This window comes from Haemophilus sp. 27098_8_127 (assembly GCF_041433495.1).
Lineage (GTDB): Bacteria > Pseudomonadota > Gammaproteobacteria > Enterobacterales > Pasteurellaceae > Haemophilus_D.
The window spans coordinates 121,383-144,446 of record NZ_JAPWBP010000001.1 but is presented as its reverse complement, the minus strand read 5'-3'; the positions used below and the strand labels follow the sequence as shown (position 1 = coordinate 144,446).

At 39.9% G+C, this 23,064-nt stretch carries 18 protein-coding genes; 10 read left to right on the top strand and 8 right to left on the bottom strand.

Annotation, left to right across the window (positions count from 1 at the left end; translation table 11 throughout):
* The first annotated feature begins 7 nt into the window (after positions 1-7).
* Positions 8-1,522, top strand: a complete 1,515-nt coding sequence (gene putP, locus O3746_RS00655; protein WP_371447477.1) for a sodium/proline symporter PutP — start codon at positions 8-10, stop codon at positions 1,520-1,522.
* Positions 1,522-2,487, top strand: a complete 966-nt coding sequence (gene cmoB, locus O3746_RS00650; RefSeq protein WP_160222677.1) for a tRNA 5-methoxyuridine(34)/uridine 5-oxyacetic acid(34) synthase CmoB — start codon at positions 1,522-1,524, stop codon at positions 2,485-2,487. Before putP ends, cmoB begins: the two co-directional genes overlap by 1 nt.
* 68 nt (positions 2,488-2,555) lie before the next feature.
* Here the strand turns inward: cmoB and rlmM are convergent, their stop codons facing one another.
* Together rlmM and O3746_RS00640 are read right to left on the bottom strand one after the other, a co-directional pair.
* The gene (gene rlmM, locus O3746_RS00645) at positions 2,556-3,644 is read right to left on the bottom strand and encodes a 23S rRNA (cytidine(2498)-2'-O)-methyltransferase RlmM (protein WP_371447474.1); all 1,089 of its coding nucleotides are present in this window, start codon (positions 3,642-3,644) and stop codon (positions 2,556-2,558) included.
* Entirely contained in the window at positions 3,637-4,530 is an 894-nt protein-coding gene (locus O3746_RS00640) for a transcriptional regulator GcvA (RefSeq protein ID WP_371447472.1), read from the bottom strand. The genes rlmM and O3746_RS00640 overlap by 8 nt, the downstream gene beginning before the upstream one ends.
* Before the next feature lie 481 nt (positions 4,531-5,011).
* Between O3746_RS00640 and O3746_RS00635 the strand changes: the two genes are divergently transcribed.
* The 4 genes from O3746_RS00635 to O3746_RS00620 all read left to right on the top strand — a co-directional run bounded on the left by O3746_RS00635 (position 5,012) and on the right by O3746_RS00620 (position 9,716).
* Positions 5,012-6,043, top strand: coding sequence for a branched-chain amino acid aminotransferase (locus O3746_RS00635; RefSeq protein ID WP_070592341.1), 1,032 nt, complete (start codon positions 5,012-5,014; stop codon positions 6,041-6,043).
* Positions 6,044-6,328: 285 nt separating this feature from the next.
* Positions 6,329-6,595, top strand: a complete 267-nt coding sequence (locus tag O3746_RS00630) for an oxaloacetate decarboxylase subunit gamma (RefSeq protein ID WP_371447743.1) — start codon at positions 6,329-6,331, stop codon at positions 6,593-6,595.
* Positions 6,596-6,610: 15 nt separating this feature from the next.
* On the top strand, positions 6,611-8,401 hold the full coding sequence (gene oadA / locus O3746_RS00625) for a sodium-extruding oxaloacetate decarboxylase subunit alpha (RefSeq protein WP_371447469.1): 1,791 nt from the start codon (positions 6,611-6,613) through the stop codon (positions 8,399-8,401).
* Between the two features lie 10 nt (positions 8,402-8,411).
* Entirely contained in the window at positions 8,412-9,716 is a 1,305-nt protein-coding gene (locus tag O3746_RS00620) for a sodium ion-translocating decarboxylase subunit beta (RefSeq protein ID WP_307981505.1), read from the top strand.
* Between the two features lie 91 nt (positions 9,717-9,807).
* Here the strand turns inward: O3746_RS00620 and O3746_RS00615 are convergent, their stop codons facing one another.
* The 4 genes from O3746_RS00615 to O3746_RS00600 form a co-directional block, all read right to left on the bottom strand.
* Positions 9,808-13,257 (bottom strand): acyl-[ACP]--phospholipid O-acyltransferase, encoded by a 3,450-nt coding sequence (locus tag O3746_RS00615; RefSeq protein ID WP_371447467.1) that lies wholly within the window; start codon positions 13,255-13,257, stop codon positions 9,808-9,810.
* Positions 13,254-13,895 (bottom strand): MerR family transcriptional regulator, encoded by a 642-nt coding sequence (locus tag O3746_RS00610; RefSeq protein ID WP_314976640.1) that lies wholly within the window; start codon positions 13,893-13,895, stop codon positions 13,254-13,256. The genes O3746_RS00615 and O3746_RS00610 overlap by 4 nt, the downstream gene beginning before the upstream one ends.
* A gap of 126 nt (positions 13,896-14,021) precedes the next feature.
* Positions 14,022-15,593, bottom strand: coding sequence for a peptide ABC transporter substrate-binding protein (locus O3746_RS00605; protein WP_371447464.1), 1,572 nt, complete (start codon positions 15,591-15,593; stop codon positions 14,022-14,024).
* The gene (locus tag O3746_RS00600) at positions 15,586-15,957 is read right to left on the bottom strand and encodes a YbaN family protein (RefSeq protein ID WP_032804133.1); all 372 of its coding nucleotides are present in this window, start codon (positions 15,955-15,957) and stop codon (positions 15,586-15,588) included. The genes O3746_RS00605 and O3746_RS00600 overlap by 8 nt, the downstream gene beginning before the upstream one ends.
* 206 nt (positions 15,958-16,163) lie before the next feature.
* Between O3746_RS00600 and prlC the strand changes: the two genes are divergently transcribed.
* Positions 16,164-18,203, top strand: coding sequence for an oligopeptidase A (prlC, locus tag O3746_RS00595; protein WP_314977169.1), 2,040 nt, complete (start codon positions 16,164-16,166; stop codon positions 18,201-18,203).
* 113 nt (positions 18,204-18,316) lie between these two features.
* Here the strand turns inward: prlC and rpsO are convergent, their stop codons facing one another.
* Both rpsO and hldE read right to left on the bottom strand, forming a co-directional pair.
* Positions 18,317-18,586: a 30S ribosomal protein S15 gene (gene rpsO / locus O3746_RS00590; protein ID WP_314977168.1), complete on the bottom strand. Its 270-nt coding sequence runs from the start codon at positions 18,584-18,586 to the stop codon at positions 18,317-18,319.
* A 130-nt stretch (positions 18,587-18,716) separates the two neighbouring features.
* Entirely contained in the window at positions 18,717-20,147 is a 1,431-nt protein-coding gene (gene hldE, locus O3746_RS00585; RefSeq protein WP_314977166.1) for a bifunctional D-glycero-beta-D-manno-heptose-7-phosphate kinase/D-glycero-beta-D-manno-heptose 1-phosphate adenylyltransferase HldE, read from the bottom strand.
* 97 nt (positions 20,148-20,244) lie between these two features.
* On the opposite strand from hldE, the gene O3746_RS00580 reads away from it, so the two are divergent.
* From O3746_RS00580 to O3746_RS00570, 3 genes are all read left to right on the top strand, one after another.
* Positions 20,245-21,180 carry a Kdo(2)-lipid IV(A) acyltransferase gene (locus O3746_RS00580; RefSeq protein WP_371447461.1) on the top strand — a complete coding sequence of 312 codons (936 nt, stop codon included), beginning with the start codon at positions 20,245-20,247 and terminating at the stop codon, positions 21,178-21,180.
* Between the two features lie 246 nt (positions 21,181-21,426).
* The gene (locus tag O3746_RS00575; protein ID WP_070868061.1) at positions 21,427-22,182 is read left to right on the top strand and encodes a Nif3-like dinuclear metal center hexameric protein; all 756 of its coding nucleotides are present in this window, start codon (positions 21,427-21,429) and stop codon (positions 22,180-22,182) included.
* 85 nt (positions 22,183-22,267) lie between these two features.
* Positions 22,268-23,056 (top strand): SDR family oxidoreductase, encoded by a 789-nt coding sequence (locus O3746_RS00570; protein ID WP_049365990.1) that lies wholly within the window; start codon positions 22,268-22,270, stop codon positions 23,054-23,056.
* Positions 23,057-23,064 lie beyond the last annotated feature (8 nt).

Sequence of the window (23,064 nt, the reverse complement as noted above, 5' to 3'; positions counted from 1 at the left end):
GTATTTAATGTTTGGTTTAGACCCAACACTTATTACTTTTAGTATTTATATTTTCGGCATGATTTTAATCGGTGTCCTTGCCTATTATTATACAAACAACTTATCCGATTATATTTTAGGCGGCCGTAAACTCGGAAGTTTTGTGACAGCCATGTCTGCAGGCGCATCTGATATGTCCGGCTGGTTATTAATGGGCTTGCCAGGTGCGGTGTATGTGTCTGGCCTGGTTGAAGGTTGGATCGCCATTGGTTTAATCCTTGGGGCTTATTTTAACTGGTTGCTCGTAGCTGGTCGTTTACGGATCTATACCGAATTTAACAACAATGCACTCACATTACCGGAATATTTCCACCATCGCTTTGGCACATCACATAATCTCTTAAAAATTGTGTCTGCAACAATCATCCTGGTATTCTTCACTATTTATTGTGGTTCTGGTGTGGTTGCTGGGGCGAAATTATTCCAAAACCTATTCTCAGTCGACTACTCCACCGCCATTTGGTACGGCGCATTAGCGACTATCGTCTATACCTTTATTGGTGGATTTTTAGCCGTAAGCTGGACGGATACCATTCAAGCCACATTGATGATTTTTGCACTGATTTTAACGCCGCTCTTCATCTGTTTAAGTTTGGGTGATACATCACAATTTACAGAAGTGCTACATCAAGCTGAAATCTCAGCGAATAAAGACTTTACCGATTTATTTAGTTCTACCACGCCATTAGGTTTATTAAGTTTGGCGGCTTGGGGATTAGGTTATTTTGGTCAACCGCATATTCTTGCGCGTTTTATGGCCGCTTACTCGGTAAAATCTCTCATTAAAGCACGCCGCATCAGTATGACATGGATGGTGATTTGCCTCGCCGGTGCGATTGGTATCGGTTTCTTCGGGATTCCTTATTTCTTTGCAAATCCAGGAGTAGCAAGCATGGTAAATAATGAACCAGAACAAGTCTTTATTGAATTGGCTAAATTGCTCTTTAATCCATGGATTGCCGGTATTCTACTCTCTGCAATTTTAGCGGCAGTCATGAGTACACTTTCCGCACAATTATTAATTTCTTCCAGTTCTATTACTGAAGATTTTTATAAAGGGTTTATTCGTCCAAAAGCTTCTGAAAAAGAATTAGTTTGGCTAGGTCGTGCAATGGTTTTAGTTATCGCGGGTATCGCCATTTGGATTGCACAGGATGAAAACAGCAAAGTATTAAAACTCGTTGAATTTGCCTGGGCGGGCTTTGGTTCTGCATTTGGTCCTGTCGTGCTCTTCTCCTTATTCTGGAAACGTATGACTTCATCAGCGGCGATGGCAGGCATGGTTGTCGGCGCAGTGGTTGTCTTTGCTTGGAAATCAGTGATTCCAGAAACCAGTGAATGGTTTAATGTCTATGAAATGATCCCAGGATTCATCCTTGCTAGCCTGGCGATTATTGTGGTTTCTCTCCTTTCTGCAGAACCTGAAAATGAAGTAAAAGAAACCTTTGAAAAAGCAGAAAGAGCCTATAAGGAAGCAAAATAATGATTGATTTTCGTCCTTTTTATCAACAAATTGCCACCACAAATTTATCTGCTTGGCTAGAAACATTGCCTTTGCAGTTAAAAGAATGGGAAAAACAAACCCATGGTGATTATGCAAAATGGTCAAAAATCGTGGACTTTCTCCCTGATTTGCAGGCAGATACTATCGATTTAAAAAATGCGGTGAAATCTGACCGCACTTCCCCACTTTCAGAGGGCGAAAAACAACGCATTGTCCATCATTTGAAGCAATTGATGCCGTGGCGAAAAGGACCTTATCATTTATTTGATATTCACGTGGATTGCGAATGGCGTTCTGATTTCAAATGGGATCGTGTTTTGCCTCATCTTGCGCCATTAAAAGATCGTACCATTTTAGATGTGGGCTGCGGTAGCGGCTACCATATGTGGCGCATGGTTGGTGAAGGTGCAAAAATGGTGGTGGGTATTGATCCAACCGAACTTTTCCTTTGCCAATTTGAAGCCGTTCGAAAATTATTAAATAACGATCGCCGAGCTAATTTAATCCCACTAGGTATTGAAGAAATGCAACCACTTGCAGCATTTGATACGGTATTCTCAATGGGTGTGCTCTATCACCGTAAATCACCGCTTGATCATCTCACTCAACTAAAAAATCAATTAGTAAAAGGTGGCGAGCTCGTCTTAGAAACCTTAGTAGTTGATGGCGATGTCAATACGGTATTAGTACCTTCAGATCGCTATGCAAAAATGAAGAACGTGTATTTTATTCCTTCTGTTGCTGCACTCATTAATTGGTTGGAAAAAGTCGGCTTTACTAATGTGCGTTGTGTAGATGTCGCCACCACAACATTAGAAGAACAACGTAAAACTGATTGGTTAGAAAATGAAAGTTTGATTGATTTCTTAGATCCAAATAATCACAGTAAAACTATCGAAGGCTATCAAGCACCAACTCGTGCAGTGATTTTAGCCAATAAATAATTGCTTAAATAAAAGAGCGGTCAAAAAATTCAATGTTTTTTTGACCGCTCTTTGCTTTTCTATTTTAATTATTTTAATGCAATATGCACCGTAATCTCTTCTCGATCGTGATACAAATGCTTAGCCTGAATATCAAATTCCAGTTCTTTTTCTGCCAACATCACTGCAAGATTTTCTAGGCACAACATCACTTCTTGATAACGTTTTTTCATTGGCAATTTCAAGTTGAAAATGGTTTCTCGGCACCAGCCGTTAATCAGCCATTTTCCGATTAAATTGGCTATGCGGCTTGGTTGTTCCACCATATCACACACAAGCCAATCAATATGCTTGCGTTTTGGTGGTTGGAATTTAAATCCGTCTTCTGGGCAATGTTCTATTCTACCGGTATCATGCAAACTGGCCGCCATTTTGCCGTGATCGACCGCATACACAAATAAACCACGTTTCACTAATTGATAGGTCCAGCCGCCAGGGCAAGCTCCAAGATCAACGCCAACCATATTTTCATTTAAGCGTTTACTTTCTTCATTTCGAGGAATAAAGGTTAAAATCGCTTCTTCCAATTTTAAAGTTGAACGGCTTGGCGCATCCGCTGGGAATTTCAAACGTGGTATCCCCATAAAATGGGTAGAGTTATTGCCAAGATAAGAATACCCTACATAGCAGCAATTCGGCTGAGTGAAAAAACAATGTAAAATCTGACCGCGCTTTGCATTCGGCTTACCTTGTAACCAACCTTGTTTTTTCAACGCTTGACGTAACGGCACGGTGAATTTTCGGCAAAATGTCGAAAGCTCTTTGGCTTCATTGGTATCTGCTGTTTCGAGAAATAACTCTACCGCTTGCTTAAGATTAATGTCTTCTGCAATATGTTTATATTGAGCAAGAATTGGCGAGATACGATCTTGAGGATCGAGATTTTCTAAGAGATCTGAAACAACGAGCATTTGACGCGCAAAAATCAAACGATTAAAAGGGATTTCTCGCGCTAAACGATCTGCATCACCCGGTTGATAACATTCAAAAATGACATAGCCGCTGTTTTCTACTACGCGAGCAAAACCAAATACACCACGCTCAGAGGCTCGGTCAGTAATTTCTGCGGCGACTTCTTTTTCAAAGCCAATTCGACAATATAAGGCTAATTTATTCATGTTTTCCTAATTTAATTGAATCTTTAATCCATTTTCTAAAGGCTTGAATTTGTTCATCATCTAAACGATCTAAATGATTGACCACATAGAATGATTTTGGATCCCGCAATTCGGTTGGTAACACAATTTGCAAATGACCGTTTTCAATTTCTTGCTGAGCCAAAATACGATTAGCTAACGCAATACCCTGCCCATGAACGGCCGCTTGCAATGCCATAAAAGTATGGCTAAATAACGGACCTTGCTGAATATTCAAATCATCTAATTTGAGATAATCTGCCATCGCTTGCCAGTTATCTCGAGTATGTGTGTGAATCAGCGTGTGCTTTTTCAAATCATCTGGACGGCGAACGGGAATTTTCTCAAGCAATGAAGGTGCCGCCAAAATCACTAAGTTTTCTTCACCTAATCGATCGACTTGTAAATTTTCCCAATCACCTTTGCCATAATAAATGGCAATATCAATTTCTTTATTTAATAAACCTTCATCTTGATCAACGCCCTTCAAGCGCACTTCAATTTCAGGGTGTTGCTTATTAAAATCACTCAAATGTGGCACAAGCCATTGAATACCAAAGGTTTGTGGCACACTAATTGCCAAATGTGGCTCTGCTTTAAGTGTTAATAAACGTTCAGTCGCTTCATTTAATTTTCGCAAGACTTTGTTAATATCAACAAAATAGGCTTTCCCAAATTCCGTCAATTCGAGTGAACGATTTTTACGTATAAAAAGCTCGACACCTAAAAAATCTTCTAATAATTTTATTTGATGGCTCACTGCGGCTTGTGTCACAAAAAGTTCATCCGCAGCTTTTGTGAAGCTTAAATGTCGTGCAGCTGATTCGAAAGACTTCAATGAATTCAAGGGAGGCAAACGTTTATACATAATTCTTCCCAATGGCTAAATTTTAGTTTATAATGATTAAGATCTAATTCGGATTAGTTTTTTTTATGCGTCAAATAAAAAAACATCATTTGTCCTTCCATCACCTTCTACCTACAATACACTCATACTTAATGATTGGTAATTCCTTACAAGTTAATGAGTTTCAGACTTAAGTATGATGTTGTGTTTGCATATAGTTCGGTTCTCCGAACTGGAGTAACAATTAAGTTACTCATTTACTTCCTGTATATATTAAACCATTCTGGTTAAGCGCTGCTCATTTCGAGCGGCGTTTTTTTATTCTCGCATTCTAACATAAGCAAAATTTTATTTCCTGACCAACTTCACAAATTTAAAAATCCAATAAAAATTTTGAGAAATCACAATATTTTTGTGTTTAAAGGTTTTCATAGTAGCCGTTATGGTGTAGATTAACTGCATTTCCATTCATAAAATTATTTATACAAATTAAGGAAGCAAAATGAAAGACTTAGACTGGAACAATCTTGGATTTAGTTATATCAAAACAGATTATCGTTTCATCGCACATTGGAAAGATGGTAAATGGGATGAAGGGAAACTTACCACTGATAATATGCTACATATCCACGAAGGTTCAACTGCAATTCACTACGGTCAACAATGCTTTGAAGGCTTAAAAGCCTATCGTTGTAAAGATGGTTCAATCAACTTATTCCGTCCTGATCAAAATGCAAAACGTATGCAACACACCTCTGATCGTTTATTAATGCCACAAGTGCCAACAGAATTATTTATCCGCGCTTGTAAAGAAGTAGTGAAAGCAAACCAAGAATGGTTAGGTCCTTACGGCTCTGGCGCAACATTATATTTACGTCCATTCCTCTTTGGTACGGGTGCGAATATCGGTGTAAAAACCGCACCAGAATTTATTTTCTCTGTATTCTGCTGCCCTGTCGGCGCATACTTCAAAGGTGGTTTAGCGCCATCTAACTTCATTACAACTGATTACGACCGTGCGGCTCCGATGGGGACCGGTGGTGTAAAAGTAGGTGGTAACTATGCGGCAAGCTTACTTCCTCATGAATTAGCAGCTGAAGCTGGCACACCTGAACGTAAATTTGCTGATGCGATCTATCTTGATCCAAAAACTCACACTAAGATTGAAGAAGTGGGTGCGGCAAACTTCTTTGGTATTACCAAAGATAATAAATTTATCACGCCAGCATCTGAATCCATTTTACCAAGTATCACGAAATACTCATTACTTCACATTGCAAAAGAACGTTTAGGTATGGAAGCCATTGAAGGCGATGTCTATATTGATCAACTTGATCAATTCGCCGAAGCGGGTGCTTGCGGTACTGCCGCAGTGATTACGCCAGTAGGTGGTATTCAACACAAAGGTAAATTCCACGTGTTCTATTCAGAAACTGAAGTAGGCCCTGTTACACGTAAACTTTACAACGAGCTAACCGGAATCCAATTCGGTGATGTTGAAGCCCCTGAAGGCTGGATTGTAAAAGTAGAATAATTTACCTTTCTATCAACAAATAGAGATTCATTTAATTCAAAGACTAAGTTCTATCACTATAGGACTTAGTCCTTTTAATTTTACACGCTTTGTATAACGTATGTTTCAGTAGAAATACCTAATTAATAATATTTAACTCACGCCAAAATACTTCAAAATCAACCGCACATTTCCCCTTTTATTGTGTGCCTATATTTCAAATTATGATCTTCATCACAGTTTTATTCAAACAGATCGATTAGAATAAAATTGTCCATTTTTTCAAGTAAATAAGGAAGAAAAATGATGACTCCCTCTGCACTTATAGGCGAAGGAATTAACCTGATGTTTTCAGGGATGGGTTTTGTATTGGTCTTTTTGCTCATTTTAATTTGGGCAATTGGGGTGATGTCTAAACTTATCAATCGATTCTTTCCAGAACCGCAACCCGAACCCAAAACTCCCCAAAACTCAACCGCACTTTCTGCGACACCTACTGACGATTTTGAGCGTTTACGTCCTGTGATTGCAGCGGCTATCGCACATCATCGCCGTACCCAACAGTTCAAATAAAATAAGGATTTTACCATGGCTAAAAAAATTAAAATGACAGAACTGGTGCTTCGTGATGCCCACCAATCACTTTTCGCAACTCGTTTGCGTCTTGATGATATGTTACCAATTGCTCATGAATTAGATGATATTGGCTATTGGTCGTTGGAAGCTTGGGGCGGTGCAACATTTGATAGCTGTATTCGCTTTTTAGGTGAAGATCCTTGGGTTCGTTTGCGTGAATTGAAAAAAGCTTGTCCAAAAACTCCATTACAAATGTTATTACGTGGCCAAAACCTATTAGGCTATCGCCACTATGCTGATGATGTAGTAGAACGTTTCGTAGAACGTTGTGTAGCGAATGGTATGGATGTTTTCCGTGTATTCGATGCACTCAATGACCCGCGTAACATGAAAGCAGCGTTGCAAGCAGTACGTAAATTTGGTGGTCATGCTCAAGGGACTTTAAGTTATACCACCAGCCCTGTACATACTATGCAAACCTGGCTCGACACCACAGAACAATTGCTTGAAATCGGTATCGACAGCTTGGTCATCAAAGACATGTCTGGTATTTTAAATCCAATGGCGGCGGCAGACTTAGTACGCGAAATCAAAAAACGTTTCGACGTAGAGTTGCATTTACACTGCCACTCTACTACTGGTATGGCAGAAATGGCGTTATTAAAAGCGGTTGAAGCAGGTGTAGATGGTATTGATACGGCAATTTCTTCTATGTCTGGAACTTATGGTCACCCTGCAACTGAATCCCTAGTCGCCACCTTACAAGGTACTGAATATGACACCGGTTTGGATATTCCTCGCTTGGAAAAAATCTCGGCCTATTTCCGCAATGTACGTAAAAAATACGCTAAATTTGAAGGCCAATTACGTGGTGTCGATAGCCGTATTTTAGTGGCACAAGTGCCAGGCGGCATGCTCACTAACTTGGAAAACCAATTAAAACAACAAAATGCGTCCGATAAATTAGATTTAGTGTTAGAAGAAATCCCACGCGTACGCAAAGATTTAGGTTACATTCCGCTCGTTACACCAACTTCTCAAATTGTTGGCACACAGTCGGTTATTAACGTTCTCACTGGCGAACGCTACAAAACTATCGCCAAAGAAACTGCCGGTATTTTAAAAGGTGAATACGGTAAAACGCCTGCACCAGTAGATAGTGCGTTGCAAACTCGAGTATTAGAAGGCGCTGCGCCAGTAACAGACCGCCCTGCCGATCACATTGCGCCTGAAATGGCGAAAATTGAAGCTGAAGTTGCAGAACAAGCTAAAGCGAAAGGCGTGAAATTAGCAGACAATGCTGTGGATGATGCTTTAATCGTGGCGCTCTTCCCTCAAATTGCGTGGAAATTCTTAGAAAACCGCAACAACCCAGCCGCCTTTGAACCTGCTCCAACCGGCAATGAAAGTGCGGTGGAAAATAAACCTGTTTCTAAAGCCGCACCATCTGCTTCTGGCTCTGCTGTTTATACCGTGGAATTGGAAGGTAAAGCTTTTGTGGTGAAAGTAAGCGAAGGCGGTGACATCTCTCATGTCGCAACTACTGCTCCTCAAGCTGTACCACAAGCGACTCCTGCTCCAGCAACCGGTGGTACACCAGTAACGGCGCCGATGGCAGGTAATATTTGGAAAGTTGTTGCAACAGAAGGTCAAACCGTAGCAGCTGGCGATGTATTATTCATTCTCGAAGCCATGAAAATGGAAACCGAAGTGAAAGCTGCACAGGCTGGTACCGTACGTGGCATTTGCGTCAAAGCCGGTGATGCTGTCGCCGTAGGTGACACCGTGATGACCTTAGCATAAGGAATGGTCTATGGAGAGTATTATTGCGTTAATTAAAGGGATGGGTATATTCCATCTGCAATGGGGGCAAGCGGTAATGATCGCTGTGAGCCTACTGTTGCTATGGCTTGCCATTTCGCGCAAATTTGAACCATTGTTGTTACTGCCAATTGGTTTCGGCGGACTATTGTCAAATATCCCTGAGGCAGGTCTTGCTATGACAGCATTGGAGAATTTGCTTCATCTTGGCTCACCAGAGCAAATTGCGGTAATCGCCGCGCAGTTGGGTGTTTCACCCGATATTGCTGCAATTAAAACAGCGCTAAATTCTGCGCCGATATCTATGATAAATCAATTAGAAGCGTTATCTGTGGATATGGGTTACAGCGCCGGTATTTTGGCATTATTCTATAAAGTTGCGATAAGCTACGGCATTGCACCATTGGTCATTTTTATGGGCGTAGGTGCAATGACAGATTTTGGCCCGCTATTAGCCAATCCTAAAACATTGCTACTTGGTGCAGCTGCTCAATTCGGTATTTTCGCTACCGTACTCGGTGCGCTAGCGTTAAATTATTTCGGTATTATCGAATTTACGCTACCTCAAGCTGCCTCTATCGGCATTATCGGTGGTGCAGACGGTCCGACCGCGATTTATCTTACCAGTAAACTCGCGCCTGAATTGCTTGGCGCGATTGCCGTAGCGGCCTATTCCTACATGGCACTAGTGCCGTTGATTCAACCGCCGATTATGAAAGCGTTAACCACAGAAGAAGAACGCAAAATCCGCATGACGCAAATGCGCCATGTGAGTAATCGAGAAAAAGTCTTGTTCCCGGTGATTTTGCTGTTGCTCGTTGGTTTACTCTTACCTGATGCAGCCCCATTACTTGGGATGTTCTGTTTCGGTAATCTCATGCGCGTAAGTGGCGTCGTTGAACGTTTAAGCGATACCACACAAAACGCCTTGATTAACATTGTAACCATCGTGCTTGGCTTGTCTGTAGGCTCTAAACTTATCGCCGATAAATTCCTACAACCGCAAACATTAGGCATTTTAATTCTTGGTGTCATTGCTTTCGGAATCGGTACAGGTAGCGGTGTATTAATGGCCAAATTGATGAACAAATTCAGCAAAAATAAAATCAACCCACTCATAGGTTCTGCTGGCGTATCTGCCGTTCCTATGGCCGCTCGCGTTTCCAACAAAATCGGATTGGAAGCGGATAATCAAAACTTCCTACTCATGCACGCCATGGGACCGAATGTTGCCGGTGTAATTGGCTCGGCCATTGCCGCTGGGGTCATGTTAAAATATGTCGGCACGTTGATGTAAGGTTAAGGATGCTGAAAACACCTAAATGAGGTTCATTAAATAACAAAAAGAGCGGTCAAATTGACCGCTCTTTTATTTATTACGATGTTCTTTACTTAACCAAACTCATCGCCAGATTCTTCGCGCCTTTAAAATCCACTTTACCACTTCCGAGCATTGGAATTTCATCCACTAAGAAGACTTGGCTTGGTAGCATAATTGGCGGAACATTTAATCCTTTAATGCGTTCATTGATCTCATCTAAAGAAAGCGCAGACTTAATTAAAAGCACAATGCTCTCGCCTTTTTTATCATCGCTTACAGCCACCGCAACGAATTGATTTTCTTCATCAAATACTTGTGAAAGTTTCTCTTCCACGCTACCGAGGCTGATCATTTCGCCACCAACTTTAGCAAATCGCGAATAACGATCCACAATGGTAATAAAGCCGTTATGATCGATATGGCCTTTATCACCGGTTTTGTAATAACGCACTCCGTCAATTTCAACAATCACTTCTGCTGTTTTTTCTGGTGCGTTCAAATAACCTTTCATCACTTGCCCACCACCAATCAAGATCAAGCCGTCTTCGCCGACTGGTAGTTCCTGCAAGCTTTCTGGATCCACAATTTTGATAATGGTGCCCGGTAATGGCATACCTACCGTACCAGCTTGATTGAAAGTAAATTCTTGTAAAGTTTCTGGATCAAGTAAATTAGGCATATTGACACTAGCTACCGGTGCCGTTTCAGTCGCCCCATAGCCTTCGTAAATTTCCAAGCCAAATTTAAGTTTGAAGGCTTCTTTGACATCTGCTTTCAATTTTTCGGCACCAGCAATAACCATACGCACGTTTTGTAGCATTAACGGATGGAATTTCTTATTGCGTACATACAATCTAAAGAAAGTTGAAGTCCCAAATAAAATACTCACCCGATGTCGAGCACACATTTTTCCTACTGTCGCCCCATCTGTTGGGTCCGCGACACTCACCATTTTAATGCCTTCACACAATGGCAATAAGGTTGTCACGGTTAATCCGAATGAGTGGAAAATTGGTAAGGAATTTAAAATGACATCATCTTTGTGGAAATTTAATAATTCACCAATCTGTTTAATGTTCGTCAGTAAATTTTTATGGCTTAATTCAATGCCTTTCGGATCACCTTCACTACCACTACTGAATAGGATGGTGGCATTATCTTCCAAGCTTACGTCTGCAAAGTAGCGTAATTTAATCCACCATTGTGGCGCCAAAAACGCTGTTAAAAATGATCGCACTTTATTGGCTTTAGTGATCGATTTTCCTAAATTTTCCATAAAGAGGGCTTTATCAGCCACCACTTGGCTAAAATCAAAACCTTTTGCGTTCAACTTATCCAAGAATTTTTCAGAGGTAATGACTTGCGAAATGTTGGCTTTCTTCAACGCTTTTTCCATCACCTCAGGGCTTAGCGTGTAGTTTAAATTTACCGGTACTTTGCCCATCACCATTAAGGTCATATTGATAATTGCCCCGATTGATGAACTTGGTAATAACACACCAATATTTTTTTCATTCCCTAAAGCGGCTTTCAAGGTTTTCACAAACATTAGCACTGCAGCAATAAATTTCAGGTTATTCAGTTTAGTGCCTTGTGCATCTACGGTAGCTTCTTTGAATAAATTCGATTTTGCTGAACTCAACCAATGATGCATTAGCGGTTTACGTTTACTCATGACTTTTTCCCATACGGAGAAAGAAAGTTCGAGTACTTTTTGCTTCATCGCTGTCGCATCAATAAAGCCATGAATGGGTTTACCAAATGCCACTAAAATTTCACGTTTACCTTGGCGTTTAGTTAAATTCTTATAGAAAGAATCCGCACGAGAGAAGCTGCTACCCCACAATCCACGTAAATAGAAAGGAACCGTTGTGACATTCTCTAAATCTTTTAATACGTGCTCAAAGCCTTTTTGGAACTCATTGATTTGACCGTTATAACTGATATGACCTTCTGGGAATAACGCCACTACTTCACCACGCGCTAAATATTCACGAATAGTTTCAATAGATTCACGACTTGAGCCTCCACCAATTGGGATGACTTTGAAAATACGGAAGAACCAAGTGAGATACCATTTGTTGTAAATCGGACGATACATGACAAATTTAATCGCACGCGGGCTAGCCGCTTGTAACACCAACCAGTCAATCCAGCTAATATGGTTACCTAATAACAACACACCACCACTTTGTGGAAGATTTTTTAACCCATCCACATGAAAACGGTAATTTGCTTTTAATGCAAAGAGCAAGAATAAACGCGTAAATAAATGAGGCACTTTCGACATGGTATATAGACTCGCAGCAAAACATGCAGCAGAAGTTACTAAGAATAAACCTTGAGTCGAAACATTAAGTTGTACAAAAACAATGCTTAATAGCAAAAAGACCACCATGAACACGTTTTGCACAAAGTTGTTACCTGCCATGATTTTGCCGCTGATTTTCTCAGGTGCGAAATACTGAATCGTCGCATTCAATGGCACGATCAATAAACCGCCAGAGAAACCAAAGACAAAAGAACAAAGTGCTAATACCACTCCACTTTGAGCTAGAGTTAAGAAGAATAACGACACACAAATACCCAATGCACCAAGCGGCACAATACCTAACTCAATATGCAAACGAGAAGCACGTCCAGCAAGATATGAACCAAGCACTAGTCCGACTCCACTTACCGCTAAAATTGCTTGAATGACAACAGCATTATCTTCATTGAACATCGCTTTATAATGTGCAGGGAACGCTGCCACAATAATTTGTGATACACCCCAAAAGAGACTTAATCCAATGACACTCAACCAAATATTTTGATCTGCTTTTAATGTGCAAACGTTATCTTTTAAATACCCTAAAGAAAGGTATTTTCTCATATCAAACTGACCATCTGTATTCTCAGCTTCTTGCTTAAAGAATGGGATTTTAAACGCAAAATAGGCTTCTAGTGCACTCAATAATACTAATGCTACACCTATCACCCAAACACTTTGTAATACTTCATTCGGATCATCTGATGCCACATAATGCGCTTCAAAGAAGAAAGAAAAGGCAAAAGAACTAAATAGAATGGCCACAATGGTGAGTGCTTGAATGACACCATTTGCCATACCGATATTTTCAGTACCCACAATCGATTTAATAATGCTATATTTGGCCGGAGAATAGACCGCACTTTGCGCTGCCAAAATCAATGTGAGTACAAAGGAAAGCGCAAACATGCCCGTCATATAACTCAATAAAATCCCCGCACTGATCACCACCGCCGCTAAACTGCTGTAACGGATCACATTGGTGCGAGAAAATTTATCGTTGATAAATGCCGAAGGGGAAAACAAGAAAATAAACGGTAATAAAATCATGGCATTAATTAACGCCGTTAAAACGACCAAGCTCTCCCCTGAAAAGCTTTTCAGTAACACATTTTGAATGGTAATTTTATGTGCCAAATCCACACTGGCATTAATAAAGGCAATGGCTAAATAAGGCACAAAGCCAGCATATTTTAAGAGTTTCATTTCGCACTCTCCGCTTGGTAAAGATTAAAGGTTTTCATATTCAAGAGATAAGGTTTTAACACCAACAATAAATCAAATAAGTGTTTTAATTTTTCATCTTTTTGTTCACTATTGGCTAATGCAGCTAAAGTCACATTCACCTCTTTTTCCGCTAACATTTTTGCAGCAGCCAAATAAGCTTTCACTACATCCATTTCGGCTTCATCACAACGAGACAAGATCGCTAAAATATCACGTTCTTTTGCGGTAAAAATGCCTTCACGAGGATTCAATAATCCTTCTGCTACCATGTCTTCGATTTGCTGAGTAGAAAGATGAAACTCTTTAGAGAGTTGCTCCACTGAAAATACTTCATTTTCAGCGCCCATGATGATGTCTAATAATCCAATAAGACTTTCATAAGGATTATTCCAATCAAAATGAGGATGTGCAAAAAGTGCTTTAATTTGTGAAATCGTCGCATTGAAATTGCTTTGTAGATATTTAATAAAGCTGAGTAACTTCACACAATGTTCATCATAGAGATGAAAATTCGGTTTATCTTTCACCGGCTCAGGCAACAAACCTTCTTTCACATAGTACAGCACCGTGGATTTTGGTGTCTGACTAAGCTTAACTAAATCATTCATTTTTAACATCAGGATTTCCCTCTAGGTTGATTTGTTGTGTATTGTAGCGGATAAAAATAAAAAGTAAACAGTGTTACTTTACACTTTTAATTAAATTTAATAAAAAAGTTGTTTATCGCATGATAAACAACTTTCTTAATCAGCTTTAGCTTCCACTTTTCGCCATAGATCTTTGCTATAAATGACCCCTACTGGATTTTTCTTCGCCCCCATAATAGTTGGAGAAATATAAACCGGTGTAGTGTATTGGAAAAGCGGTAAAGCAAGGTTTTCCTGTTGGATCTTCTCACTTAATTTTAAGTAAATTTCTGACCGCTCTTTTTCATTTAAGCTTCTCAGTGCTTGCTCAAAAAGTTGATCGTATTCTGCATTAGCATAGCCATTTTTATTATCGGGACTTTTAGAATAGAACAAGCCTAAAAATGCCATAGGATGATTAAAGTCTGCACACCAGCCAGAACGAATGACTTGGAAATCACCCTTTTGGCGTTTCATTTGTAATGTTTGCCAATTGACGGGTTGGGCATCCACGCGCAACATATCGGATTGTGTTAATTGGCCCACTAAACGTTGCGCAATATTTACATGCAATGGTGCATCATCATAGAGCACATTTAAATGTAGTGGATGTCTTTCATCAATTTTATTTTGAGCCAATAACTGCTCGGCAACAACAGGCTCCCATCTTGAATCTTGTCCATTTAACATGGCTTTCGGTAAAAAATAAGAACTCGGAATTGCCGCTGGAATCTCATTATTCACGATATTGGTGACAGAGACCAATGACGCTATCGCTTTACGTATATCGGCCTTAGTAACTTTAGGATCTTTCAGATTAAATTCATAAAAATAACCGCAAAGCTGTGGAAAATGCTGAAGATCTGAATGCACTTCTGGCACATCAACCACCACATCAAATTCAGCCAATTTAGGTTCCACAAAAGGCAAATAGGCTACGCGTTCAAAAGCCACATTATTTTTTTGCCAATAGTAGGGGTTTTTAGCTAAGTGTATACTTTTCACATTTTCACTTTCGATCATATAAGCCCCGTTTGTCACAGGGTACTCAGGATCGCTATATTGTGGCACGAGGCTAATATGCGCCAACATTTCCGGTAAATATGGTGTTGGTTTATCAAGCTCAATACGTAAAGTGTGGTCATTTTCCGCATAAATCCCTAAGCTCTTAAAAGGTTTATTTTTTTCTAAAACGCCTTTCGCATTTTTTAGATTTAAATAAGCCAAATAAGATCTTAATGGACTATTTGATTGGGATAATGCTTGCCAAGAAAGCATGACATCTTGAGCGACTAAAGGATCACCATTTGACCAACGAAGCCCCTCACGTAAAGTAAAGATCCAGGTTTTGTTATCTTTCGTTTGCCAACTTTCTGCGATACCCGGCACGATTCGCCCTTCCGAATCATAAGCGGTTAAACCTTCATATAAATCACGCAATAAGTTTTCTTGTTCCGGATAACGCACAAACCAAGGCTCAAAAGAAGGAGTATGAGTAAACGCTCGAGTCAGCAAAGTTCGACTCGGTTTTGATCTATTTTCTTGTTCGATAGACTGACTTTGTGTTGGTTGCTCTTCTGCTGCCGCGTTTGTAGATTTAGGACTGTTTAATTTATCACAACCACTCAATCCAAAAACGATACCGAAAATGACCGCACTTTTAAGCCAAGTAAAGAAAGAATTATCCATTTTCAACGTCTTCTGTTTTAATCCAAAAGAAAAAGAACCAATATTTTACCGCAATTAAAATGGCAATGATCGTTCGCCCCACTACACTTGGGGTAAAGTAAAAGCCAATTAAAAGCATTGTAGTTGAAAAGGTTAGAATAGAAATTTTTGCTTTTTTTGTTAATGCACGACGTTCATTAAAAGATTTCAGATACTTTTGATAAAGCTTTGTCTCTAAAAACCAACGTTCTAAGCGAGATGAACCTTGCGCAAAAGAATAAAGTGTTAGCAACAAAAAAGGTGTTGTCGGAAGAATGGGTAGAAAAATACCAATCACGCCTAAAACCAAAGAAATACAACCAAGTACAATATAAATGGCTTTAATTAAAGGATTTTTGGGGAAGAATTTAAGTGCAACAAAACCGGCTATAACCGAAAATGTGATTAAGCCAGAAAACAATAACGCGTCGTTCATCATCATTCCTAAATAAAAGTGATACGCAATTATTACTGATTTTTTAGATTTTTCAACCTTGATATTATAGAATTTGTCGCAATTTACTAAAGAAACAGTTAGCAAAAGGAATATTTATGTCTAATCCATTACTTCATATTGAAGGCTTACCTCCGTTTTCTCAAATCAAACCAGAACATATTCAACCGGCAATCCAAAAACTCATCGAAGAAAATCATCAAGCCATTGAACAAGTTTTAAAACAACCGCACTTTACTTGGGAAAATTTTATTGAACCGCTTTCTGAAGCAGGCGAACACCTAAGCCGTGCTTGGTCACCCATCTCCCATTTAAATTCAGTGAAAAACAGCCCTGAATTACGTGATGCGTATCAAGCTTGCTTACCACTACTCTCTGAATACAGTACTTGGGTAGGTCAACACGAAGGATTATACAATGCCTATTTATCCTTAAAAAATAGTCCTGAATTTGCCACTTATTCAGTGGCGCAAAAGAAAGCCATTGAAAATGCATTACGTGATTTTGAGCTTTCAGGTATCGGTTTATCCGAAGAAAAACAAAAACGTTATGGTGAGATTGTTGCTCGCTTATCTGAATTAAGCGCACAATTTAGCAATAATGTACTCGATGCCACCATGGGCTGGGAAAAAGTCATTGAAGATGAAAGTGAATTAGCAGGTCTTCCTGAATCTGCATTACTTGCGGCAAAACAATCTGCCGAAAGTAAAGGCTTAAAAGGCTATCGCTTTACGTTAGAAATCCCAAGTTATTTGCCAATCATGACCTATTGTGAAAATGCAGCACTACGCGAAGAAATGTATCGTGCTTATGCGACTCGCGCTTCAGATCAAGGTCCAAATGCCGGTCAATGGGATAATACGGCGATCATTGAAGAAATCATGACGTTACGTGTGGAATTGGCTAAATTGTTAGGTTTCAATACCTATACTGAACGCTCACTTGCGACCAAAATGGCAGAAAATCCACAACAAGTGTTAGACTTCTTAAATAACCTTGCGGATCGTTCAAAAGCACAAGGTGAGAAAGAATTAGCTGAACTCAAAGCTTATTGTGAAAAAGAATTTGGCGTCACTGAACTTGCGCCTTGGGATATCAGTTTCTATTCCGAAAAACAAAAACAACATTTATATGCGATCAATGATGAAGAACTTCGTCCTTATTTCCCTGAAGATCGCGTTATTTCGGGTTTATTTGAATTAATTAAGCGTATTTTTAATATTCGTGCAGTTGAACGTTTTGGTGTAGATACTTGGCACAAAGATATACGTTTCTTTGATTTAATTGATGAAACCGATGAAGTACGCGGCAGTTTCTATCTCGATCTTTATGCACGCGAAAATAAACGTGGCGGCGCATGGATGGATGATTGTATCGGCAGAAAACGCAATGCCGACGGTTCAATTCAAAAACCGGTTGCCTATTTAACGTGTAACTTCAACGCGCCGATTGGTGATAAACCTGCGCTATTCACCCATGATGAAGTCACGACTCTCTTCCATGAATTTGGTCATGGTATTCACCATATGCTCACCAAAGTTGATGTGCCTGATGTCGCGGGTATCAATGGTGTGCCTTGGGATGCGGTAGAGCTTCCAAGTCAATTTATGGAAAACTGGTGTTGGGAAAAAGAAGCGCTTGATTTTATTTCGGGTCACTTTGAAACGCACGAACCATTACCAGAAGAAAAATTAAATCAACTTCTCAAAGCGAAAAACTATCAAGCAGCGATGTTTGTGCTACGTCAGCTTGAATTTGGTTTGTTTGATTTTACCCTTCATCATACTTTTGAACCAGGCAAATCTAATCAAGTGCTTGATACCTTAAAAGTAGTGAAAGATAAAGTTGCCGTGATTAAAGGTGTTGAATGGGCAAGAGCACCACATAGCTTTAGCCATATCTTTGCAGGCGGTTATGCGGCAGGTTATTACAGCTATTTATGGGCTGAAGTGTTATCTGCAGATGCCTTCTCTCGCTTTGAAGAAGAAGGGATTTTCAATCCGGTTACGGGTAAATCCTTCTTAGATGAAATTCTCACTCGCGGCGGCTCTGAAGAACCAATGGTATTATTCAAACGCTTCCGTGGACGCGAACCTCAATTAGACGCATTGCTCCGCCATAAAGGCATTGCGAACTAATAACTAAAAAAGAGCGGTCAAATTTTTGACCGTTTTTTTATTTTTCTAATATGCAGAAAATAAAAAAACCCTCGGTAATCCGAAGGCTTTTATTTTTACTATCGTAATAAAAATTAGCGACGTAAACCTAAACGAGCGATAGTGCTTTGGTATAAAGCAAGATCAGTACGTTTTAAGTAGTCTAAAAGTTTACGACGACGAGAAACCATACGTAATAAACCACGACGACCATGGTGGTCTTTTTTGTGCTCAGTGAAGTGAGCTTGTAAGTGGTTGATTTGTGCAGTTAATAATGCGATTTGAACTTCAGAAGAACCAGTATCTTTCGCATCGCGACCAAATTCAGCAACGATTGCTGCTTTTTTTTCAGTACTTAGAGACATTTTTTACTCCTAAAAGGTAGTGTTATTAATACATCATTCGCCGATCTCTAACTCAGCGATGACAAGGAGCCTGAATTTTAACGATTGAGCAGGATAAAGGCAAGCTTTATTCTACTCATTCCTTAATAAATTAATCTTTCAGAGATTTAATTTTCTCAATCACATTAGTGGTTGAACAGCCATTTTCGAAATTCAATACACGAACATCACCACCATTCGCCCACACTTCTTTGCTGCCTGCAATCTCTTCAGGTTTGTAATCGCCGCCTTTCACCAATAAATCCGGTAAAATCTCACCGATTAAACGTTGTGGTGTATCTTCATCAAAAGAAACCACCCAATCCACTGATGCTAAACCAGCCAATACTGCCATACGTGCATTCAGATTGTTAATTGGACGACTTTCACCTTTTAAGCGTTTGACTGAATCATCCGTATTTACGGCAACAATTAAACGGTCACCAAGTTTGCGAGCATTTTCTAAGTAAGACACATGGCCTGGATGAAGAATGTCAAAACAACCGTTTGTCATCACAATTTTCTCACCGCGTGCTTTAGCATGAGCTACCGCAGTTTTTAATTGGCTTTCTGACATAATGCCGAAGCCCGTTTCAGAACGGCCATGGATTGCATTCTCTAATTCCACAGTAGAAACCGTTGATGTACCCAATTTACCGACCACAATACCTGCCGCCACATTGGCTAAATAGCAAGATTCTTCAAAAGAACGACCATCTGCAAGTGCAGTAGCTAAGACACTGATTACCGTATCACCTGCCCCCGTTACATCAAACACTTCTTTGGCAACGGTTGGCAAATGGAAAGGCTCTTGATTTGGACGAAGTAATGTCATACCTTTTTCAGAACGCGTCACTAAAAGTGCGGTCAATTCGATGTCTGAAATTAATTTTAAACCTTTCTCAATGATTTCTTCTTCAGAATCACACTTACCTACCACCGCTTCAAATTCTGACATATTTGGCGTCAGTAAAGTCGCACCACGATAACGCTCAAAATCTGTGCCTTTTGGATCGATCAAGACTGGTACGTTTGCTTTGCATGCAATTTGAATCATTTTTTGCACATCTTTTAACGTGCCTTTACCATAATCAGAAAGCACTAACGCACCAAAGTTTTTCACTTCCGATTCTAATTTCGCAAGCAACTCATGACATTCAACGTTTTGAAAATCTTCTTCAAAATCCAAACGAAGTAATTGTTGGTGACGAGACAAAATACGTAATTTCGTAATGGTTGGGTGAGTATCCAATGCCACAAAATTACAATCAATTTTTTGATGTTGTAATAAATTGGTTAAGGCTGTGCCTGTTTCATCTTGACCAATTAAACCTAAAATTTGCACAGGGACATTAAGAGAAGCAATATTCATTGCCACGTTTGCTGCACCACCTGCACGCTCTTCATTATCTTGTACACGAACCACAGGAACCGGTGCTTCCGGCGAAATACGATTAGTCGCACCAAACCAGTAACGATCAAGCATTACATCGCCTAACACTAATACTTTTGCTTGATTAAAATTGGCAGAATATTGAGCCATTTTGAAATCTCTCTGTTGGAATAATAAAAATTTGGCGCAATTTTACCACAACTCAAATTTGCGATAAACTACACGCCGAACTAACCAGAAAAGAATTATGAAAAACGAAAAACTCCCTCAATTTCAACCGCACTTTCTAGCCCCTAAATACTGGGGATTTTGGCTTGGTGTGGCGATTTGGCGAAGCCTTTTGTTACTTCCCTATCCAATTCTACGTCATATCGGCAATGTCTTAGGCTGGCTTTTCTCAAAATTAAAAGTGGGAAAACGTCGTGCCGCGATTGCTCGCCGAAATCTTGAGCTCTGCTTCCCAAAAATGCCTGAGCAAGAACGTGAAGCCATTTTGCAAGAAAACTTACGTGCCGTTGGGATGGCGATTATTGAAACCGGCATGGCATGGTTTTGGTCTGATGCTCGCATCAAAAAATGGTCAAAAATTGAAGGGTTAAATTATTTAAAAGAAAACGCTCAAGACGGCATCATATTTGTAGGCGTCCATTTTCTTACGCTTGAGTTAGGCGCGCGTATTGTGGGCTTACATCATCCTGGCGTAGGTGTTTATCGTCCAAATGACAATCCTGTATTGGATTGGTTGCAAATTAAAGGTCGTTTACGTTCAAACAAAGATATGCTGAACCGAAAAGATCTGCGTGGTATGCTCAAAGCCTTACGCAAAGGTGAAACCATTTGGTATGCGCCCGATCACGATTACGGTAGAAAAAATGCGGTATTTGTGCCTTTCTTTGCAGTAAAAGAAGCCGCAACTACGACAGGCAGTTATTATCTGCTCAAATCTGCACCAAATTGCAAAGTTGTGCCTTTTGCTCCATTGCGTAATAAAGACGGCTCAGGCTATACGGTCAGTATTTCGCCACCAGTGGATTTTTCCGATCTTTCAGATGAAACAGCAATCGCTGCAAGAATGAATAAAGTTGTGGAAAAAGAAATCTTAAAAGGCGTGGAACAATACATGTGGCTACACCGCCGATTTAAAACGCGTCCAACTGAAAATGAACCGAGTTTGTATTCATAAGTGCGGTTAATTTCTCATCTATTTTTGAGCATAAAAACGACATATAGAAAAATAAGGAAATTTTTCCTTATTTTTTTTCTTGATCTTTATATAATTAAATATATAATGAATCTCGTTTTAGATAGTAAACTTGTTTTATTACAAACACACTACTGGCTAGTGCATTCCCCCCCCACTCCTTTTGCACTAGCCATTTTTTTTTAAATCCCTTACCATATCTCACCTTTTTCTTTTCTCTCAAAAATGATGAACAATCTAGAACTTGAACGTTTACTAAACGAAAAACTTAGCACAGACAGAATAAATGATTACGCCCCTAACGGTTTGCAAGTAGAAGGCAAAGCGGAGATCAAAAAGATCATCACGGGTGTCACCGCAAGCCAAGCACTAATTGATTATGCCGTTGCACAACAAGCTGATGCGGTACTTGTCCACCATGGCTATTTTTGGAAAAGTGAAAATCCATGTATTCGCGGCATGAAAGGCAAACGCATCAAAACCTTACTTGTAAATGATATTAATTTATACGGCTACCACTTACCTTTGGATGTTCACCCGGAATTAGGCAACAACGCAAAACTTGCTCAGTTATTAGGGATTAGCGATCTCCAACCTTTAGAAAATAGCGCAACCAGCATTCCTGTTTGGGGAACGTTAAAAGATCCTGTTACCGCTGAAGAGTTTGCACAACGTATTGAACAAGTGCTTCAACGCAAACCGTTAATTTGCATCGAAAATGGACCGCACTTAATCCGTAAAATTGGTATTTGTACCGGTGGCGGACAAGGCTATATTGATTTAGCTGCAGCACAAGGTTGTGATGCCTTTATTACCGGTGAGGTTTCGGAGCAAACAATTCACTCTGCTCGTGAGCAAGGTATTCATTTCTTTGCGGCTGGTCATCATGCGACTGAACGCTATGGCATTAAAGCATTAGGTGAATGGCTAGCGGCTGAATATGGCTTGGATGTAGAATTTAAAGATATTGATAATCCTGCCTAACTGGTACAAAGTGTGATTGATTGCCGAAAGCACACAAAACAAGTATAATCTCGTCGATTTTTTTAACTCAAACATAGGAGAAAATATGGGTTTCTTAACTGGTAAACGTATTTTAGTAACAGGTCTTGCAAGCAACCGTTCTATCGCTTACGGGATCGCAAAAGCAATGAAAGAACAAGGTGCTGAACTTGCTTTCACTTATTTAAACGATAAATTACAACCACGCGTAGAAGAATTTGCAAAAGAATTTGGTTCTGACATCGTCCTTCCTTTAGACGTAGCGACCGATGAAAGCATCCAAAATTGCTTTGCAGAATTAAGCAAACGTTGGGAAAAATTTGATGGTTTCGTACACGCTATCGCATTCGCACCAGGCGATCAATTAGATGGTGATTATGTAAATGCTGCAACTCGTGAAGGCTACCGTATCGCTCACGACATCAGTGCATTCAGCTTTGTTGCTATGGCACAAGCGGCACGTCCTTACTTAAATCCAAATGCAGCGTTATTAACCCTTTCTTACTTAGGTGCAGAGCGCGCAATTCCTAACTACAACGTGATGTGTTTAGCGAAAGCATCTCTTGAAGCGGCTACTCGCGTAATGGCAGCTGACTTAGGTAAAGAAGGTATTCGTGTAAATGCAATTTCTGCAGGTCCAATCCGTACTTTAGCGGCATCAGGTATTAAAAACTTAAAGAAAATGCTTTCTGCATTTGAGAAAACCGCAGCATTACGCCGCACTGTTACTATCGAAGATGTGGGCAACTCAGCAGCATTCTTATGCTCTGATTTAGCATCTGGTATTACAGGTGAAATCGTTCACGTAGATGCAGGTTTCAGCATCACTGCAATGGGCGAATTAGGCGAAGAATAATTTTTCGT